General features: G+C 49.1%; 17 protein-coding genes. 11 read left to right on the forward strand and 6 right to left on the reverse strand.

Going from position 1 to position 16,600, the window contains the following annotated elements; all coding sequences use genetic code 11:
* Positions 1-28: 28 nt before the first annotated feature.
* The 5 genes from MTP43_RS02190 to MTP43_RS02210 are packed head-to-tail and all read right to left on the reverse strand — an operon-like array spanning position 29 to position 3,395.
* The gene (locus MTP43_RS02190) at positions 29-1,042 is read right to left on the reverse strand and encodes a sensor histidine kinase (RefSeq protein ID WP_102287016.1); all 1,014 of its coding nucleotides are present in this window, start codon (positions 1,040-1,042) and stop codon (positions 29-31) included.
* Complete coding sequence (locus MTP43_RS02195; protein WP_015538084.1) at positions 1,039-1,710, reverse strand: response regulator transcription factor; 672 nt, start codon at positions 1,708-1,710, stop codon at positions 1,039-1,041. Before MTP43_RS02195 ends, MTP43_RS02190 begins: the two co-directional genes overlap by 4 nt.
* A 26-nt stretch (positions 1,711-1,736) precedes the next feature.
* Positions 1,737-2,378: a sigma-70 family RNA polymerase sigma factor gene (locus tag MTP43_RS02200; RefSeq protein WP_082419129.1), complete on the reverse strand. Its 642-nt coding sequence runs from the start codon at positions 2,376-2,378 to the stop codon at positions 1,737-1,739.
* On the reverse strand, positions 2,359-3,186 hold the full coding sequence (locus MTP43_RS02205) for a helix-turn-helix domain-containing protein (RefSeq protein WP_055149782.1): 828 nt from the start codon (positions 3,184-3,186) through the stop codon (positions 2,359-2,361). The genes MTP43_RS02200 and MTP43_RS02205 overlap by 20 nt, the downstream gene beginning before the upstream one ends.
* A complete protein-coding gene (locus MTP43_RS02210; RefSeq protein ID WP_015538080.1) occupies positions 3,186-3,395 on the reverse strand; it encodes a helix-turn-helix domain-containing protein in 210 nt (69 codons plus the stop codon). Before MTP43_RS02210 ends, MTP43_RS02205 begins: the two co-directional genes overlap by 1 nt.
* Before the next feature lie 231 nt (positions 3,396-3,626).
* On the opposite strand from MTP43_RS02210, the gene MTP43_RS02215 reads away from it, so the two are divergent.
* From MTP43_RS02215 to MTP43_RS02230, 4 genes are all read left to right on the forward strand, one after another.
* A complete protein-coding gene (locus MTP43_RS02215; RefSeq protein WP_015538079.1) occupies positions 3,627-4,244 on the forward strand; it encodes a CHC2 zinc finger domain-containing protein in 618 nt (205 codons plus the stop codon).
* Complete coding sequence (locus tag MTP43_RS02220) at positions 4,219-5,592, forward strand: DNA primase family protein (protein WP_015538078.1); 1,374 nt, start codon at positions 4,219-4,221, stop codon at positions 5,590-5,592. Before MTP43_RS02215 ends, MTP43_RS02220 begins: the two co-directional genes overlap by 26 nt.
* Before the next feature lie 349 nt (positions 5,593-5,941).
* Entirely contained in the window at positions 5,942-7,210 is a 1,269-nt protein-coding gene (locus tag MTP43_RS02225) for a plasmid recombination protein (RefSeq protein ID WP_249235031.1), read from the forward strand.
* The gene (locus tag MTP43_RS02230) at positions 7,200-7,364 is read left to right on the forward strand and encodes a hypothetical protein (protein WP_165852585.1); all 165 of its coding nucleotides are present in this window, start codon (positions 7,200-7,202) and stop codon (positions 7,362-7,364) included. Before MTP43_RS02225 ends, MTP43_RS02230 begins: the two co-directional genes overlap by 11 nt.
* Positions 7,365-7,601: 237 nt before the next feature.
* Here MTP43_RS02230 and MTP43_RS02235 read toward each other — a convergent pair whose 3' ends face one another.
* Positions 7,602-8,828, reverse strand: coding sequence for an IS110 family transposase (locus tag MTP43_RS02235; RefSeq protein ID WP_118626809.1), 1,227 nt, complete (start codon positions 8,826-8,828; stop codon positions 7,602-7,604).
* Between the two features lie 296 nt (positions 8,829-9,124).
* On the opposite strand from MTP43_RS02235, the gene MTP43_RS02240 reads away from it, so the two are divergent.
* The 7 genes from MTP43_RS02240 (at position 9,125) to MTP43_RS02270 (ending at position 16,586) form a co-directional block, all read left to right on the forward strand.
* Entirely contained in the window at positions 9,125-10,114 is a 990-nt protein-coding gene (locus tag MTP43_RS02240; RefSeq protein ID WP_155220044.1) for a virulence RhuM family protein, read from the forward strand.
* 55 nt (positions 10,115-10,169) lie between these two features.
* Complete coding sequence (locus MTP43_RS02245; RefSeq protein ID WP_156071538.1) at positions 10,170-11,846, forward strand: recombinase family protein; 1,677 nt, start codon at positions 10,170-10,172, stop codon at positions 11,844-11,846.
* Positions 11,847-12,073: 227 nt separating this feature from the next.
* On the forward strand, positions 12,074-12,982 hold the full coding sequence (locus MTP43_RS02250) for a DUF6017 domain-containing protein (protein ID WP_249235032.1): 909 nt from the start codon (positions 12,074-12,076) through the stop codon (positions 12,980-12,982).
* A 100-nt stretch (positions 12,983-13,082) separates the two neighbouring features.
* Positions 13,083-13,553: a PcfB family protein gene (locus MTP43_RS02255; RefSeq protein WP_249235033.1), complete on the forward strand. Its 471-nt coding sequence runs from the start codon at positions 13,083-13,085 to the stop codon at positions 13,551-13,553.
* Entirely contained in the window at positions 13,550-15,358 is a 1,809-nt protein-coding gene (locus tag MTP43_RS02260; RefSeq protein WP_249235034.1) for a VirD4-like conjugal transfer protein, CD1115 family, read from the forward strand. The genes MTP43_RS02255 and MTP43_RS02260 overlap by 4 nt, the downstream gene beginning before the upstream one ends.
* 62 nt (positions 15,359-15,420) lie before the next feature.
* Positions 15,421-15,636 (forward strand): Maff2 family mobile element protein, encoded by a 216-nt coding sequence (locus MTP43_RS02265; RefSeq protein ID WP_005922889.1) that lies wholly within the window; start codon positions 15,421-15,423, stop codon positions 15,634-15,636.
* An 86-nt stretch (positions 15,637-15,722) separates the two neighbouring features.
* Positions 15,723-16,586 carry a VirB6/TrbL-like conjugal transfer protein, CD1112 family gene (locus MTP43_RS02270; protein ID WP_112116565.1) on the forward strand — a complete coding sequence of 288 codons (864 nt, stop codon included), beginning with the start codon at positions 15,723-15,725 and terminating at the stop codon, positions 16,584-16,586.
* The last annotated feature ends 14 nt before the right edge of the window (positions 16,587-16,600 follow it).

The raw sequence follows: 16,600 nt of genomic DNA on the forward strand, positions 1-16,600 counted from the left end.
CAAAAATGTAAGAAGTGCAGAACGCTTTTCAGTTCTGCACTTCATGAATCAGACAGTTAATGTGAAAAGAAAGGGAAATGGCTGTGCCATGTTCCGACGACTCCGCCGTAATGCCAATGCCCAGCTTTTCACAGAGCCGTTTGCACAGATACAGACCAATGCCCGTGGACTGCTGAATCAGACGACCATTCTGACCGGTAAATCCCTTTTCAAAGATACGGGGCAGATCGGACGCAGCAATCCCGATTCCATTGTCCTCCACGACAAGGACAACCTGATCCTGCCGTTTATGAGTAGAAATGCGGAGAACCGGCTGCTTCGTACGATACTTGACCGCATTGACAATCAGTTGATTTAGGATAAAACGCACCCACTTTTCATCTGAATAAACCGTATCCTGCATTTCCTCCACTTCCAGGCGCATACCACTTTGGAGCAGCAGATATTTGTTATCTGCAATCGCCTGATGCACCACTTGGGACAGTGCCATTTCCCGGACAGAATAATCTTTCTCTGTATGCTCACTGCGGGCATAATAAAGAGCCTGTTCCGTAAAGCGGTTGGTCTTTTCCAGTTCCAGCAGAAGTTCTTTTGTCCAGTTCGTCCGATGGTTTTCACATAGGAGTTTCATGGCAGTAATGGGCGTTTTGATTTCGTGAATCCATTGTTCAATGTATTCCTTGTACTCCAGGCGTTCCCGCTCGACCTCCCCAATCTGCTCCAACATGGATTTTCCAGCCATTTTCAAAATCTGATAGTAAACCTGATCCTCGGCCTGTTCCGGCAGTTCCATCACTTCAGAAATAAGGTATCTCTCGGAGAGCTGCTTCGCCATATCCAGAAGTTTTTTCATCTGCCGCTTTCGTTTCCAGTAAGTGAGGACAAGTCCCATCAGCAAAATCAATGCCCATACGATCAGGATCAATACTACTGCGGAAGCCGAATTGCCGCACACCAGCAAAAATACAGTGAGCGCAGCCATGCAAACAAGGTTCGTCAGCAGAAATGGAAGCCTGTTTTTCCAATACCGTTTGCTGTTCATATCGTGTACCCCTGGCGATGCTTTGTCTTGATAAAATCCGTCAGGCCAATGCCCGCCAGTTTTTCCCGGATGCGGTTGATATTGACGCTCAAAGCATTGTCATCCACATATAGCTGATTGTCCCATAGATAATCTACAATATCATTACGGGAACAAATCTTTCCTGCGTGTTTGAAAAGATAATATAATATTTTCAATTCATTCTTTGTCAGTTCTGCTTGGTTACCGTCATATTCAATCGTGCTACTTTCTAAGTGAAGAATCGCTCCTTGCCAATTCAGACGCTCAATTTGTTCTATCGGGTAAGCTCGTTTCATCAAGGATGAAATCTTTGCCAGCAGAATTGCTGTGTTATAAGGCTTGGTGATAAAAGCATCTCCACCCAGCAAAATACTGTTCAATTCATCCATGTCCGTATTGCAGCTTGTTACAAAGATAATCGGTACATTGGAAAAACTGCGGATTTGAGAACAGATTGAGTAGCCGCTTTCTTGTGGCAGCTTTATGTCCAGCAAAATCAAATAGGGATGAGTATTTTTGACCGCTTGCATAACTGATGTAAAGTCAGTAACTGCGGATGCCTCATATCCGTTTCCGTTTAACAGAACTTGTAATTCAGTTTGAATGATTGGGTCATCTTCGATGATGAGTATTTTATATTTTTCCATGATTACATGTCCCTTTCTTTGAATATTTAGTACCACCAAGGCAGTTCCAGCCAGAAGTTATCCAGAGCCAATTTCTCCGTGGACTTTGCTCTGCTCTCTGACAGATGGAAGTGCTTCGCCGTTTCGCTCAGAGGATGGAGGACATCGTCCTCAAAGCCAAAGCGATACCAGAGATAGGCTTTCTCTCGCTCATCAATCATTTCCAGAGCCGTATGGATTTCTTCGTGGGTTTCCTTTGCAATGAAAATCTGCTCTGGGTTCTGTACTCTGGAATCTGCTATAAATTCATGTTGTCCCTTATTCTCGCCCTTTTTGACCTCATCCAGACGAATGATACAGTCCAGATTTTTGGCTTCAAAGGTAGGATTCAGCCTGCGGATGTAGTCCAGCATGGCATTATGAATAGCCGGGGCAGCATAGGTCAAAAACTTGTTCCCGTAGTCGGGTTGAAAGCTGCTTATGCAGCCCAGAAGCCCCAATGAACCCTCCTGCACCAAATCGTTCAGTTCAATGCCGAGGGCAACGTTCAGCTCCCGCTGTGCGCTCCATATCTCGTATGCCGTCTTTCGGATAAACCGCAGATTGTTCTCTACAAGGGCGTTTTCTGCCCATTTGTCACCGCTCTGCGCCGCAATACAGAGCTGCTCGTTAGTTATCTTGTCCATCATCTTCCGGCAGCACCATCGTCTGCATCAGCCCCAGCAAGGCTTTGTTAAAGTTGTCCAGAGCTTCCTGATTGACTCCATCGACACCGGAAATGCTGCCTGTAATAGCATCAACAACTGCTTCCGGCGTGATGGTCGGATTCTGCATATCCTGCCCCTTGGTCAGCTCGGCAAACATCTTTTCGGTGGCTTCCTTGCTGATTGCCTTGGCTGCGACCAAATCGCTGCCTGCTTCTTTCTTGATTTCCTTAACCACCGTCATAAAGGTGTTTTGAATCGTGGTCTGGTCTGCCTGATAAGCGGGAATTTTCATGGCATTAGCGGTTCGGGCTGCCTGTACTGCTTCGGGAGCTTGGTTCTGTCCCAACAGCAGAGAGCCAACGGTAGCAAACATCTGGTTTTGTGCGGCATATCCTCTTGCAAGGGTATCATCCATATACTGTGCAATCATATAAGTAACCATGGCAAAGCGGGGATTTTCCAGCAGACGGTTGACTACATCATTGTTGACCTTTCCGGTATAAAGATTCTTTGCAGCTTCAACAGATAATCCCAGTTCTGAAATATCGTAGTTCTTTTTATCCGGGATTACGGTCGTACCCAAGATAAAGTCCGTGGACACATTGAACACTCTGGCGATGCGGATAACGCTTTCTTCGCTCAGCTTTTCGGTCTTTCCGCTAAGGAAGCGGCTGATGGTGCTTTCATTCACATCAATCCGAAGTGCCAGTTCTCGCTGGGTCATCTTGCGTTCTCTCATTACATCAACGATTCTTTTCCGAACATCGGCGGGTAAATAAGTATCAGCCATTATGCTTCCTCCCCTCTGTCTGTTTTCTGTTTGATATATTTTCCGCTTTTAATGCGGGCATCTGTCGGCTTTTCAGCGTCCTCCGGGATGATCCAGCGGCTTCCTGCCCGCTGTGCGCCCGGTATGCGGTCATTGTTGCAGAGGATACCAACTCTTCGGGGAGAGATACCCCATTTCTCGGCAACTTCAAATGTAGACAGGTATTTCATTTCTGTATCATCCCTCCTGATTCATATTAACTTCAATTATATTCTATTTACGGAACAATATCAACCAACTTTGTGTGAACACTGCCGTCTCGAAACTTGCATTTTTTCAAGTTTTCGGGGCGGCTTTTTGCTTTGCTTGCGGAAGTGCCTGATTTTTCGGTTGAAAGCGTTTTTCTGCGTATATTCAGGCAGATGAAAAAATCATCGAGAAAAATCAAGGAGGTTATGCAAATGAACATTTTTGAAACAGTCAAGGCGGCGGTCACGGTTAGGCAAGCCGCCGAACACTACGGGCTGAAAATCAATCGCTCCGGGATGATTTGCTGCCCTTTCCACGATGACAGACACCCCAGCTTGAAGCTGAACGAGGATTACTTCTATTGCTTCGGCTGCGGTGCCAAGGGAGATGTGATTGACTTTGTGGCAAGGCTGCTTGACCTGTCTGCCTATGAAGCAGCGCAGAGACTGGCTGCGGATTTCGGACTGGACAGGCCGCCGTCCGTGGTGGCACAGGTAAAGAAGTACCGTCCCCGTGTGAATCAGTCGAAACAGGACGAGCTTTTCTGCATGAATGTGCTGTCCGGGTATCTTCATCTTTTGGAGGACTGGAAAGAGCGATATGCTCCCGAAGCACCGGAGGACGAGCCGGATGAGAGGTTCGTGGAAGCTTGCCACAAGCTGGAATATGTGGAGTATCTGAACGATTTGCTCCTTATGAGCGATCAGGAAGAAAGGACTGATACCGTCAAGGAACTTTTGACAGACGGAACGATTGCAAGAATGCAAACACGACTGGACGAGCAGAAAAAGGAGGTGCGCTGCCATGTCAGAGAACAGGAAATTGCTTGAGATGAATGTGCCGATGTGGTTTGACGGCAAGAGTATCAATGAAGCTCTGTTTTGTGAAGATTTTCTGAGAACCCGTCAGATTATCTTTGCAAACGGAGCTTTTTTCACACCTGATGGTCGAGTGACGGACGACCTGCCGCTTCGTGGCGAAATCTTTGAAGAATTGAAATATTGTGCCGTGAACAACATTCCCCGCAAAATCAGCAACATCATTGAGATTATGAAGCTGGCGGCTCATGTGGAGGACTTCCCGCCGGAGCAGGACAGGATTCATCTGGCAAACGGTACGCTCATGCTGGACGGCACTTTTACAGAGGGGAAGCCGGATATTGTGAGAAACAGGCTCCCGGTTTTCTATCGCCCGGATACTCCGAAACCTGTGCTGTGGCTTTCCTTTCTGAATGGTCTGCTTTACCCGGAGGACATCCCTACCTTGCAGGAATTTATCGGCTATTGCCTGATTCCCTCCAATAAAGGACAGAGGATGATGGTCATTAAGGGCAATGGCGGCGAGGGTAAATCCCAAATCGGTGCGGTGCTGGGGCAAATGCTGGGCAGTTCCATGAAGGACGGAAGCATTGGTAAAATCTCTGAGAACCGATTTGCCCGTGCCGATCTGGAGCATATCCTCCTATGCGTGGATGATGATATGCGAATGGAAGCCTTGCGCCAGACCAATTATGTGAAATCCATTGTGACAGCTCAAGGGAAAATGGATTTGGAGCGCAAGGGCAAACAGAGCTATCAGGGCTGGATGTTCGCCCGTCTGCTGGCTTTCTCCAATGGAGATTTACAGGCATTGTATGACCGAAGTGACGGTTTCTACCGCAGACAGCTTGTGCTGACCACAAAGGAAAAGCCTGCCGGAAGAATGGATGACCCTGACCTCGCCCAGAAGATGAAAGCTGAGGTGGAGGGCATTTTCCTCTGGGCGTTTGAGGGATTGCAGCGTCTGGTTGCCAACAATTTCAAATTCACGGAAAGTGAGCGCACCAAAACCAACCGAGAGTCCGTCAAGCGTGACAACAACAATATTTTCGACTTCATGGAGTCTGAGGGCTATATCCGGCTGAAAGCGGATGCTTCCATCAGCTCCAAGGAGCTGTACGAAATTTATCGGATGTGGTGTGAGGAAAATTCTCTGCCGCCCCTGAAATCCCGCAGCTTTAGTGACAGTGTGGTGGCAAATTTAAGTCGCTACAATCTGGAACACACCAACAAAATCACAAACTCTGCCGGGCGCAGGGTGTGGGGATTCATGGGAATTGAAGCCGTAGCCCGTCCGAATATAAATGGGTTTTACGACGTTTCGCCGTGTACGTACGTACCGGAGGAATGGCGGGATTGATTTTTTGGTACGTACGTACACAGCGTACGAGCGTAAATCACTCCTGTATAAAACCTTCGTGACGTACCCAAATGACAGGAAAAAGTCAGTCTTTTTTCTGTCAACGGACGGGGCGGTTTCGCAAAACAGCAGCCGTCCGTGCCGGACATTGGAAAGAGGAGCAGACAACTTTCTGATGTTCGGCAGAGGTCGCCGCAGCGACCGCATTACCCTCGGAGAGCCCCTCGGGAGAGCCCACGGCACTTTGCAGCCAGTATGGATGAAAGTGTCATAGTGGGTTATTACACTTCCGCAGAAGTGCCTTTCCAAAGCTACCTGTCTGCAAATCCCAAAGAAAGGAAGGAAAAATATGGCAAGAAATGACGGAGTTGACCGTACCTGTGCAAGAAATATGGATGTCACAGATAATGACATCGGAGATGCACAGGCACACAATGAGCGTGAAAAAGAAATATACAGTAACGAAGATATTATCCCGGAAAGAAGTTCCCTCAACGTACACTTCAAAGAACCTACCGGGAGCTACGCTGAAATGTTTGAGCAGATGAAAGCTGACAACATCATTTCCACCAGAGGTCTGAAGGCGGATGCCGTCCATTTCAACGAAATGGTCTTTGATGTGAACTCTGCGTACTTCGACAATCACGGCGGTTATGAATACGCCAGACAGTTTTATGAGGAAGCCTATAAATCCGCTGTGGAGATTGTTGGCGGTGAACAGTATATCCTCTCGGCAGTCATGCACGCTGACGAGATTAACCGGGCGATGTCCGAAGCACTTGGCAAGGACGTGTTCCATTATCATCTTCATGTGGTCTATGTCCCTGTGGTGGAGAAACAGATTTTGTGGTCGAAACGCTGCAAGGATGAAGCTCTCAGAGGAACGGTAAAGGAAACCATTATGCAGGTCAGCCGCAGTAAAAAGTGGCTGTCCAAACCTGCTGTGGACAAAGATGGAAAACCAATTCTGCAAGTCAATGGTAAGCCTGTTCTCCGAAAATCCTATTCTGTTTTACAGGATGATTTTTTTCAGCACATGAGAGCTGCCGGATATACCGATGTGGAACGTGGAGAGCGTGACAGCACCGAGGAACATCTGACTGTGACCCAGTTTAAGGTGGCAAAGGAAAAGCAGCGACTGGAAGCTGTGACGGCGGAACTGAACCAGAAAGAAGCACAGCTTGACGATACTACACAGGCTGCGGAGAAGAAAAAGCAGGAGCTTAAATCCCTGCAAGCACAGACTAAGGCGGCAACCGGAATAGCGGTGACGGTTCAGGAGCTGGAGTCGATGGGTAAGAAATCTTTTACCGGGAACATCGTCTTGACACCCGATGAATGCCGTACTCTCAAAAATTATGCTGTCAGCAGCTTTGCTGAAAAAGCGGAGAAATTAAAATACCAGCAGAAATATGAAACAGCCAAGAAAGATGCTGGGGTATGGAAAAAACGATATGAGAAACTTCTGGAACAGGCTCAGCCGTATCTGGATGCTGTCAAGCTCGCACCTGAAAGGGTACGGGCTTTTCTTAATGCCGTTTTGACCAGAGGAAAAGAGAAACAGGACATTCCGCAGGAACGTGGACGAAAAAAAAAGGAGAGCACTATTGACAGATAAATGGAATGGTTTTGCCGATTTACTTGCAAATTTAATAGAAAAATATGCGGCGGTTCTGGATATTGATAATCTTCCAGAGCCGCCGTCTTGTTTGGAGGAAGAAAACACATCTGAAGAACCCAGTGACACTATTGAATTGATGGAAAAGCAATGATATAATAGTCGTGGAATAAGTGTCCAAACTCTATGCGAGAGCTACTGTTCTCAACGCATAGAGCTACATAGAATAAAAGCGCAATACCCCGTTGCACAATTAGAAATGAGTCCTGCAAACAAAAGTCAATAGCCAAAAAGAAAAAAGTCCCGCAAAATTTGCGAGACCGAAAAAGGGCATAACAAAACAGGCTGGAGAAAAGATGTATCGCCAGCCGGGATGGAATTGGCAGTTAGCTTAACTCTGTGCGGAGTTCTGCTGCGCGTCGAAATCCTCAAGGCACTCTTTCACACGAGCATAGTAGATGCGCAGGAACTTGTTCTGCGCGGCTGTCATGTAGACAAAATAAGGCTTGCCCTCCGCGCGTTTCTTATCGAGGAACTGGTACACCGGTTCGTCCTCTGGAGCTTTTCTCAGATATGTACAGACGATTTGGTACAGCGTTTTCCGTAGATGCGGGGAGCCGCGTTTGGTCGTAGGTGTGCTTTGCGCCGCATGCTTGCCAGACTGGTTTACAGCCGGATCGACACCCGCAAATCCCACAATGGAGCTGCGGCGCGGAAAACGGCGCACATCGCCAATCTCGGCCATAAGCTGCGCGGCAGTGATTTCGCCAACGCCGTACATGGCATGCACTGTATCGTACTCTGGCAGTTGCCGCGCAAGGCGTGCCATCTCGGCGCGCAAAGCGGCCAGCGTCATCTTGCCTGCAAGCAACTGCTGGGCAGCAGTCGTAATCAGCAGCTTTGTGTTGTCATTCTTCGGCAGCGTGGTGAAATGGCCACAGCTTCCCGCGTAGATGTCCAACGCCTTCTCTGCGCTGTAATGGTAGCCCTTGCGCTTGCACCACTTCTGATAGCGCTCGGTGAATGCCTTCTCGCTGACGCGGCAGATGCAGTCACAGTGCCAGAAGGTCATGACAAAATCCACCCATTTCTGGTGACCGTCGGCGCGCTCCGGGCTGGAGAACAGTTCGTTCACGCCGGGAAAGGTCTTGTCGGTCAGCGAAATGAGATTGTTTTGCAGCGATACCACCGTTTTCATGTAGAGGTTGTACTGGCGGCTGCACAGCTTCAGTTGTTGTCTTACCGTGTCCATGGGAGTATATTCCCGCAGATCTACCCAATTGTCAAGGCCATACTTGGCGATCTTCATGGCGTCCGCCTTGTCGGTCTTGACCTTGCGGATTGAGCCGCCCCCGCTCTGCTTGATGAACAGCGGATTCAGGACGCAGACATAAATGCCGTATTCGTGCAACGCCGCCGCTACCGGCTCATGGTAGCGACCGGTGGCCTCCATGATGACGCGGGTATCTTCCCCCAGCGCGATGATGGCGTAGGCCATCTGCTCCAGACCGACCTCGGTGTGGAGAAATTCCTGTGGCAGCAATGCCACTTCACCCATTGGCCGCAGGGCAGCCACCATGCTTTTCCCTTTGGAAACATCGATCCCTACTGCGTTCATTTAGTTCCTCCTTGTGATTGGATATGGCTTCCCGCCCTTTCCTCATTGCCTGTTCAATCTCCTGGGTGACACGAGCGCACATGGTGGCTCTACCTGCGCAAATCGAATGCTGCGAACGAGAGAGGCGGCTGACGGACTCATTTACGGGCGTGTTGGCCCAAGGTGAGCTATGTCAGGCCATTTACTCTCCCATTCTAACAGCTTCGGCTTTGAGATGGGAAAAGACGCGGCTGGCTGCCGCGCCTTAAACCGTAATTATTATTGTAGGAGGTGTTCCGGTGAACAATTATGATGATATGAATCAAAAATCCAATATGATTATTTACACAACAGAAGATGGATTGACAAAAATTGAAACCACATTTGATGAGGATACCGTGTGGTTATCCATTGACCAGATGGCAGAGTTGTTCCAGAGAGATAAATCTACTATTTCAAGACATATAAAAAATGTATTTTCCGAAGGCGAGCTGCAGCGAGAGTCAGTTGTTGCAAATTTTGCAACAACTGCGGCAGATGGAAAAACCTATCAGGTTGACTACTATAATCTTGATGTTATCATTTCTGTCGGCTATCGTGTAAAATCCAAGCGTGGCACACAGTTCAGAATCTGGGCAACTAACATTCTCAAAGAATACATGAAAAAAGGTTTTGCTTTGGATGATGAACGATTGAAAAATCTGGGCGGCGGTGGATATTTCAAGGAACTGCTTGAAAGAATCAGAGACATCCGTGCATCGGAAAAGGTGTTTTATCGTCAGGTGCTTGAAATCTATGCCACCAGCATTGACTACGACCCGAAAGCGGAAATCTCTATCCGTTTTTTCAAAAAGGTTCAGAATAAAATTCATTATGCCATTCACGGACAGACTGCGGCAGAAGTGATTTATACAAGAGCGGATGCGGAAAAAGAGTTCATGGGACTTACCACCTTTGCCGGTAATCAGCCGACACTCAAAGAAGCGATTGTTGCGAAAAACTATCTGAATGAGAAAGAGCTTCGTGCTATGGGACAACTTGTATCCGGGTATCTGGATTTTGCGGAACGTCAGGCAGAGCGTGAACAGGCAATGACGATGCAGGACTGGGCAGAGCATCTGGATCGCATTCTTACCATGAGTGGAGAGCAGCTTTTAATTGGAAATGGAAGCATTACTCATAAGCAGGCTGTTGATAAAGCGACTGGAGAATATCGAAAATATAAGACAAGAACGCTCAGCGACGTGGAAAATGATTATTTAAATTCGATAAAGATGTTGGAACAGAAAACTGACGGCAAAAAATAACAGACGATGAAAGCTGAATTATGCCACAGGCTGTGGCACAAATGAGGATGGCGATATGAAAGAAAAAACAAAAGTATATATTTATACGAGAGTATCTACTGCCGTTCAGGTAGACGGTTACTCCTTGGATGCTCAGAAATCAAGAATGAAAGCCTATGCTGAGTTCAACGATTTTGAAATCGTCGGTGAATATGAGGATGCCGGTAAATCGGGAAAGTCCATTGAGGGCAGATTGGAATTTAACCGCATGATGGAGGATATCAAGTCCGGTAAAGATGGCGTGTCCTATGTGCTGGTGTTCAAGTTATCACGTTTTGGCAGAAATGCGGCAGATGTGCTGTCTACCTTACAGGTGATGCAAGATTTCGATGTCAATCTGATTTGTGTGGAGGATGGCATTGATTCTTCCAAAGATGCCGGTAAGCTGATGATTTCCGTGCTTTCTGCGGTTGCCGAGATTGAGCGTGAGAATATCCGTGTTCAGACGATGGAAGGCAGAATCCAGAAAGCTCGTGAGGGTAAATGGAACGGTGGTTTTGCTCCCTACGGATACAAATTGGAAAAAGGTATGCTGTATATCAACGAGGAAGAAGCCGAGGCAATCCGCATTATCTTTGACCAGTATGTGCATACCGATATAGGAGCTAACGGACTTGCGAAATACCTTGCCAATCACGGTATCAACAAAATTCAGCGGCAGAATGGAAAAAATCCTCTGTTTGATGCAGCCCTGATTCGCAGAATTTTGAAAAATCCCGTTTACTGTGGTAAAATTGCTTACGGCAGGAGAAGAACAGAAAAGGTACATGGAACTCGCAATGATTACCGACTTGTGGAGCAGGAAAATTATCTGTTAGTTGACGGTCTGCATGAAGCCATTGTATCAGAAGGACTCTGGCATGAAGCCCAAGTAAAACTTCTTGCTCAGGCGAAGAAGTATGAAAAGGTCAACAACGGTAAAGACAACAAGGTACACCTGCTGACCGGATTACTTAAATGTCCTATTTGCGGAGCCGGAATGTACGGCAACAAAAGCATCAAGCACAAGCCGGACGGCACGAAATATAAGGATTTCTTCTATTATGGCTGCAAACACCGCACTATGACCCGTGGTCATAAGTGTGAATACAAGAAGCAAATCAATGAGGAATTGCTGGACGGTGCTGTTGCAGAGGTTATTATCAAACTGGTCAGCAATCCGAAGTTTGCGGCGATGATGCAGCAAAAAATCAATATGAAGATAGATACATCCGCCATTGAACAGGAGATTGCCAATTATGAAAAACAGCTTCGTCAGAGCTATGCTACGAAGTCCCGTTTGATTGATGAGATTGATACCCTTGACCCAGATGATAAGCACTACATCAAGCGTAAAGCAGACCTTGATGATCGCCTTTATAAAATGTATGATAAGATAGAGGATACGGAGAATCTGTTGATTGAAGCCAGAGCAAAGAAAATGGCAATAGAAGCAGAAAAACTCACTGCTGACAATATCTACAAAGTGCTGATTTATTTTGAAAAGCTGTACGCTGTCATGGACGAGCAGGAGAAGCGACAGATTATGGAATCGCTGATTTCTGAAATCCATATCTATGAGGAACGACAGCCAAACGGTCAGTGGCTCAAATCCATCAAATTCAAGCTTCCGATTATTGAGGAAGATATGGAAATGAGTTTGGACAGTGATACACATGTCGAAGCGATAGTTTCGCTACAAAGAGAAATCTAGTAGAAATCCTCCGTTTTACGTTATTTTCTCGTCACGTTGTGTTCGATGGCGAGGGCGATAAACTCCGCAATAAACGCATTGAAAATCACATCACCGTTTCGGTGGTAATTGATATGGAGTGCGGAAACACAAAGAATTGAATATCTAACAATCGGCATAGCCGCAGACTTTCACAAAAAGCCTGCGGCTTTTTCTTTGCCCAAAAACAGAAAGGAGGCATCCGTGAAATGGCAGTTTTTCGGGTAGAAAAGAACAGCGGCTATACGGTCATGTCGAACCATCACCTGCGGAACCGGGCCTTGTCCCTGAAAGCCAAAGGCTTACTCTCCCAAATGCTCTCCCTGCCGGAAGATTGGGACTACACCCTGCAAGGGCTGGCCCGTATCAACCGGGAAAGCATTGACGCGATACGGCAGGCCATCCGGGAACTGGAACAGGCAGGCTACATCCAGCGTTCCAGAGAACGGGACGAGAAAGGACGGCTGCGCGGTGCAGACTATGTGATCTTCGAGCTGCCGCAGCCTGTTCCTGCATCGGTTTCACCTACATTGGAAAATCCAACGTTGGAGAATCCCACGCAGGAAAACCCTACGTTGGAAAATCCAATGCAATTAAATAAAGATAAACTAATTACAGAAAAACAAAAGAAAGAGGGATTAAATACCGATTCCATTCCTATCCATTCCCCAAACCCCTTGCCTTTGGACGAGGCAGCGGCACCGCCGCCGGAACGGACGGAAAACCGAAAGGAAGCGGCCTATCAAATCTACCGGGACCTGATTTTGGAGAACATCGAGTATGACACCCTCACCCAGAATCCCCGGATAGACCGGGAGCAGCTGGACGAGATCGTGGACATCCTGCTGGAAACGGTCTGCACTTCCCGCAAGTCCATCCGGGTGGCCGGGGACGATTACCCGGCAGAGCTGGTCAAGGCAAAGTTCCTGAAGCTGGACAGCCATCACATCGAGTTCGTCATGGACTGCCTGCGGGACAACACCACCAAAGTCCGCAACATCAAGCAATACCTGCGGGCTATGCTCTTTAACGCACCCAGCACCATCAACAGCTACTATGCGTCCCTTGTGGCGCACGATATGGCGCAGCCCGATTGGGGCCGTCCACCCAACACCTGACCGAAAGGAGCGTCACCCTATGCGCACTACCTACCTGCGGCGACTGGTGGTTCCACCCTAGCTGCCGCTCTGAATTTTCTGCAACAAGGAGGGATTCATCTTGCAGGAAGAAGTCACCCAGAAAACCATTGCCCTGTCCATGAAAACGGGCAAGCTCACCGCCCAAGCGCTGCAAGCTGCACTGAAAAAATACTTGCAGCACCGGGCCAAGGGTCCAAAGCTGCACCACGGCAAGCAAAGCCTGAAACAGCTGAAAGCCCATGGTGCGGCCCTGACCAACATTGAAGTCACGGAGGCGAACATCGGGGCGTTCAAGCCCTGCGCCAAGAAGTACGGCGTGGACTTTACCTTGCGCAAGGACAAGACCACCCAGCCGCCCCACTACATCGTGATCTTCAAGGCCAAGGATGCGGATAATCTGGAACAGGCGTTCCGGGAGTTCACGGCCAAAACGCTCACTAAGGAGCAGCGGCCCTCTATCCGCAAGGTGCTGGCAGTGGCTAAACAGAAAGCGGCCCAGCAGCCGAAACGCGCCAAAGAAAAAATCAAGCAAAGGGGGCTGGAACGATGAAGCCTGAACTGAAAAAGCTGCTGGTGCTGAATCTGCCGTATCTGCTGTTCGTGTACCTGTTCGCCAAATGCGGGCAGGCATACCGTCTGGCGGCGGGCGTGGATGCTTCGGCAAAGCTGCTCCACCTGACAGACGGCATCTCCGCCGCCTTTGCAAACCCGCTACCCAGCCTGCATCTGTTTGACCTCTGTGTTGGCGTTGTTGGTGCGTTGGCCGTCCGGCTCATCGTGTACAGCAAGGGCAAGAACGCCAAGAAGTACCGCAAGGGCGAGGAATACGGTTCTGCCCGGTGGGGCACCGCCAAAGACATTGCCCCGTACATCGACCCCAAGTTTGAAAACAACATCCTACTGACCCAGACCGAACGCCTGACCATGACCGGGCGGCCCAAAGACCCCAAGACGGCCCGGAACAAGAATGTGCTGGTGATCGGCGGCTCCGGCAGTGGCAAGACGCGGTTTTACGTCAAGCCCAACCTCATGCAATGCTTTCCCACTTCCGACTATCCAACTTCATTTGTGGTCACAGACCCGAAAGGCACACTGGTTCTGGAAACAGGCCAAATGTTCCAGCGGGCAGGCTACCGGGTGAAAATCCTGAACACGATAAACTTTTCCAAGTCCATGAAGTACAACCCCTTTGTCTACATCCACTCGGAAAAAGACGTGCTGAAGCTGGTAAATACGCTTATTGCCAACACCAAAGGCGAGGGTGAAAAATCAGCAGAAGATTTTTGGGTGAAGTCGGAACGGCTGTTCTACACGGCTCTGATTGGCTACATCTGGTACGAGGCCCCGGCAGAAGAAATGAACTTCACCACCCTGCTGGAAATGATAAACGCCAGTGAAGCCCGTGAAGATGACCCGGAGTTTCAAAGCCCAGTGGACCTCATGTTTGAGCGGCTGGAACAGAAAGACCCGGACCACTTCGCCGTCCGGCAGTACAAAAAGTTTTTGCTGTCGGCCGGCAAGACCCGTTCCTCCATCCTGATAAGCTGCGGTGCCCGTTTAGCCCCATTTGACATCCGGGAGGTGCGGGAACTGATGGAGGACGATGAAATGGAGCTGGACACCATCGGGGATGAAAAGACCGTGCTGTTTTTGATTATGAGCGACACGGATACCACGTTCAACTTCATTCTCGCCATGCTCCAAAGCCAGCTTATCAACCTGCTGTGTGACCGTGCGGATGATAAATACGGTGGCCGACTGCCTGTCCATGTACGGCTGATTCTGGACGAGTTCGCCAACATTGGGCAGATTCCCAACTTCGACAAGCTGATCGCCACCATCCGCAGCCGGGAAATCTCGGCATCCATCATTTTGCAGAGCCAGTCGCAGCTGAAAGCCATCTACAAAGATGCAGCCGAAATCATTTCAGACAACTGCGATTCTGTTCTCTTTTTGAGTGGGCGGGGCAAGAATGCCAAAGAGATCTCCGATGCGCTGGGGAAAGAAACCATCGACAGCTTCAACACCAGCGAAAACCGGGGTTCTCAAACCTCCCACGGACTGAACTATCAAAAATTAGGAAAGGCGTTGATGTCAGAGGACGAAATCGCAATCATGGACGGCGGCAGATGTATTTTGCAGCTGCGGGGTGTGAGGCCGTTCTTCTCGGAGAAGTTCGACATCACCAAGCACCCGCACTACAAATACCTTGCAGACGCGGACAAGAAAAACACCTTTGATGTGGACAGGTTTTTATCCACTCTGCGCCGGAAGCGGCAGCAGGTGGTCGCACAGGACGAGCCGTTTGACCTGTACGAAATTGACCTGTCGGATGAAGATGCAGCCGCCGAATGAGGCGGCATTTTTTGAAAAAATTTTTGAGTGCCGCAGAACAAGCGGCAGAAAGTGAGGACCTTATGGAATTTTTCAACAGCGCAGTCGATACTTTGCAGACGATCGTGGTCGGTCTGGGCGGTGCCCTGTGTGTCTGGGGCGGCATCAACCTGTTGGAGGGCTACGGACAGGATAACCCCGGCAGCAAGAGCCAGGGCGTGAAGCAACTGGTCGCGGGCGGCGGCGTTGCCCTGATCGGTGTGACCCTTGTCCCGCTGCTGTCCGGGCTGCTGGGCTAACCTCAACTTATCCGAACATCCATCTTTGAGACCCCACCGCGCTCTCCCAGAAAAGTGGGAGGGCGCGGGAAAGGAGGTATCTTTGCTTGATTAGTGAGATCATCGAGAAATGGATAAAAGGCATTTTGATAGATGGCATCACGGGCAACCTCTCCGGCCTGTTCGATAACGTGAACGCCAAGGTGGGCGAAATCGCTTCCGACGTTGGCTCCACTCCGCAGGCATGGAACAGTGGTATCTTCAATATGCTGCGCAACCTTTCCGAAACGGTAGTGCTGCCCATTGCAGCGGCTATCCTTGCCCTTGTGATGTGCCATGAGCTTATCCAGATGATTACCGAAAAGAACAATATGCACGACTTTGACACCTCCATGTTCTTCCGCTGGATTTTCAAGTCTGCTTTTGCCATCCTCATTGTCAGCAACACATGGAATATCGTTATGGGTGTGTTCGATGCCACCCAGAGCGTTGTCAACCAAAGCTCCGGCGTGATCATCGGCGAAACGTCCATCCACTTTGACCGCCTGATACCCGGACTGGAATTTCAGCTGGAAAGCATGACCATTGGCAGTCTGCTCAGCCTGTGGTTCCAGACACTTGTGGTGGGCCTGACCATGAACATCCTGTCCATCTGCATTTTCCTTGTGACCTATGGACGCATGATCGAGATTTATGTTGTGACCGCACTGGGGCCTATCCCGCTTGCCACCATGGGCAGCAGCGAGTGGCGCAGCACCGGGCAGAACTACTTGAAGTCTTTGCTGGCACTGGGTTTCCAAGCGTTCCTGATTATGATTGTCGTGGGCATTTACGCGGTGCTGATACGCAACATTTCGGGCGCGGCGGACATTGCCGGGGCCATCTGGGGCTGCATGGGCTACACCGTGCTACTCTGTTTCTGTCTGTTCAAGACCGGCAGCATCAGCAAGTCCGTATTCGGTGCCCATTGAGAAAGGAGCGTTTG

This window comes from Faecalibacterium sp. IP-1-18, from assembly GCF_023347355.1.
GTDB lineage: Bacteria > Bacillota > Clostridia > Oscillospirales > Ruminococcaceae > Faecalibacterium > Faecalibacterium prausnitzii.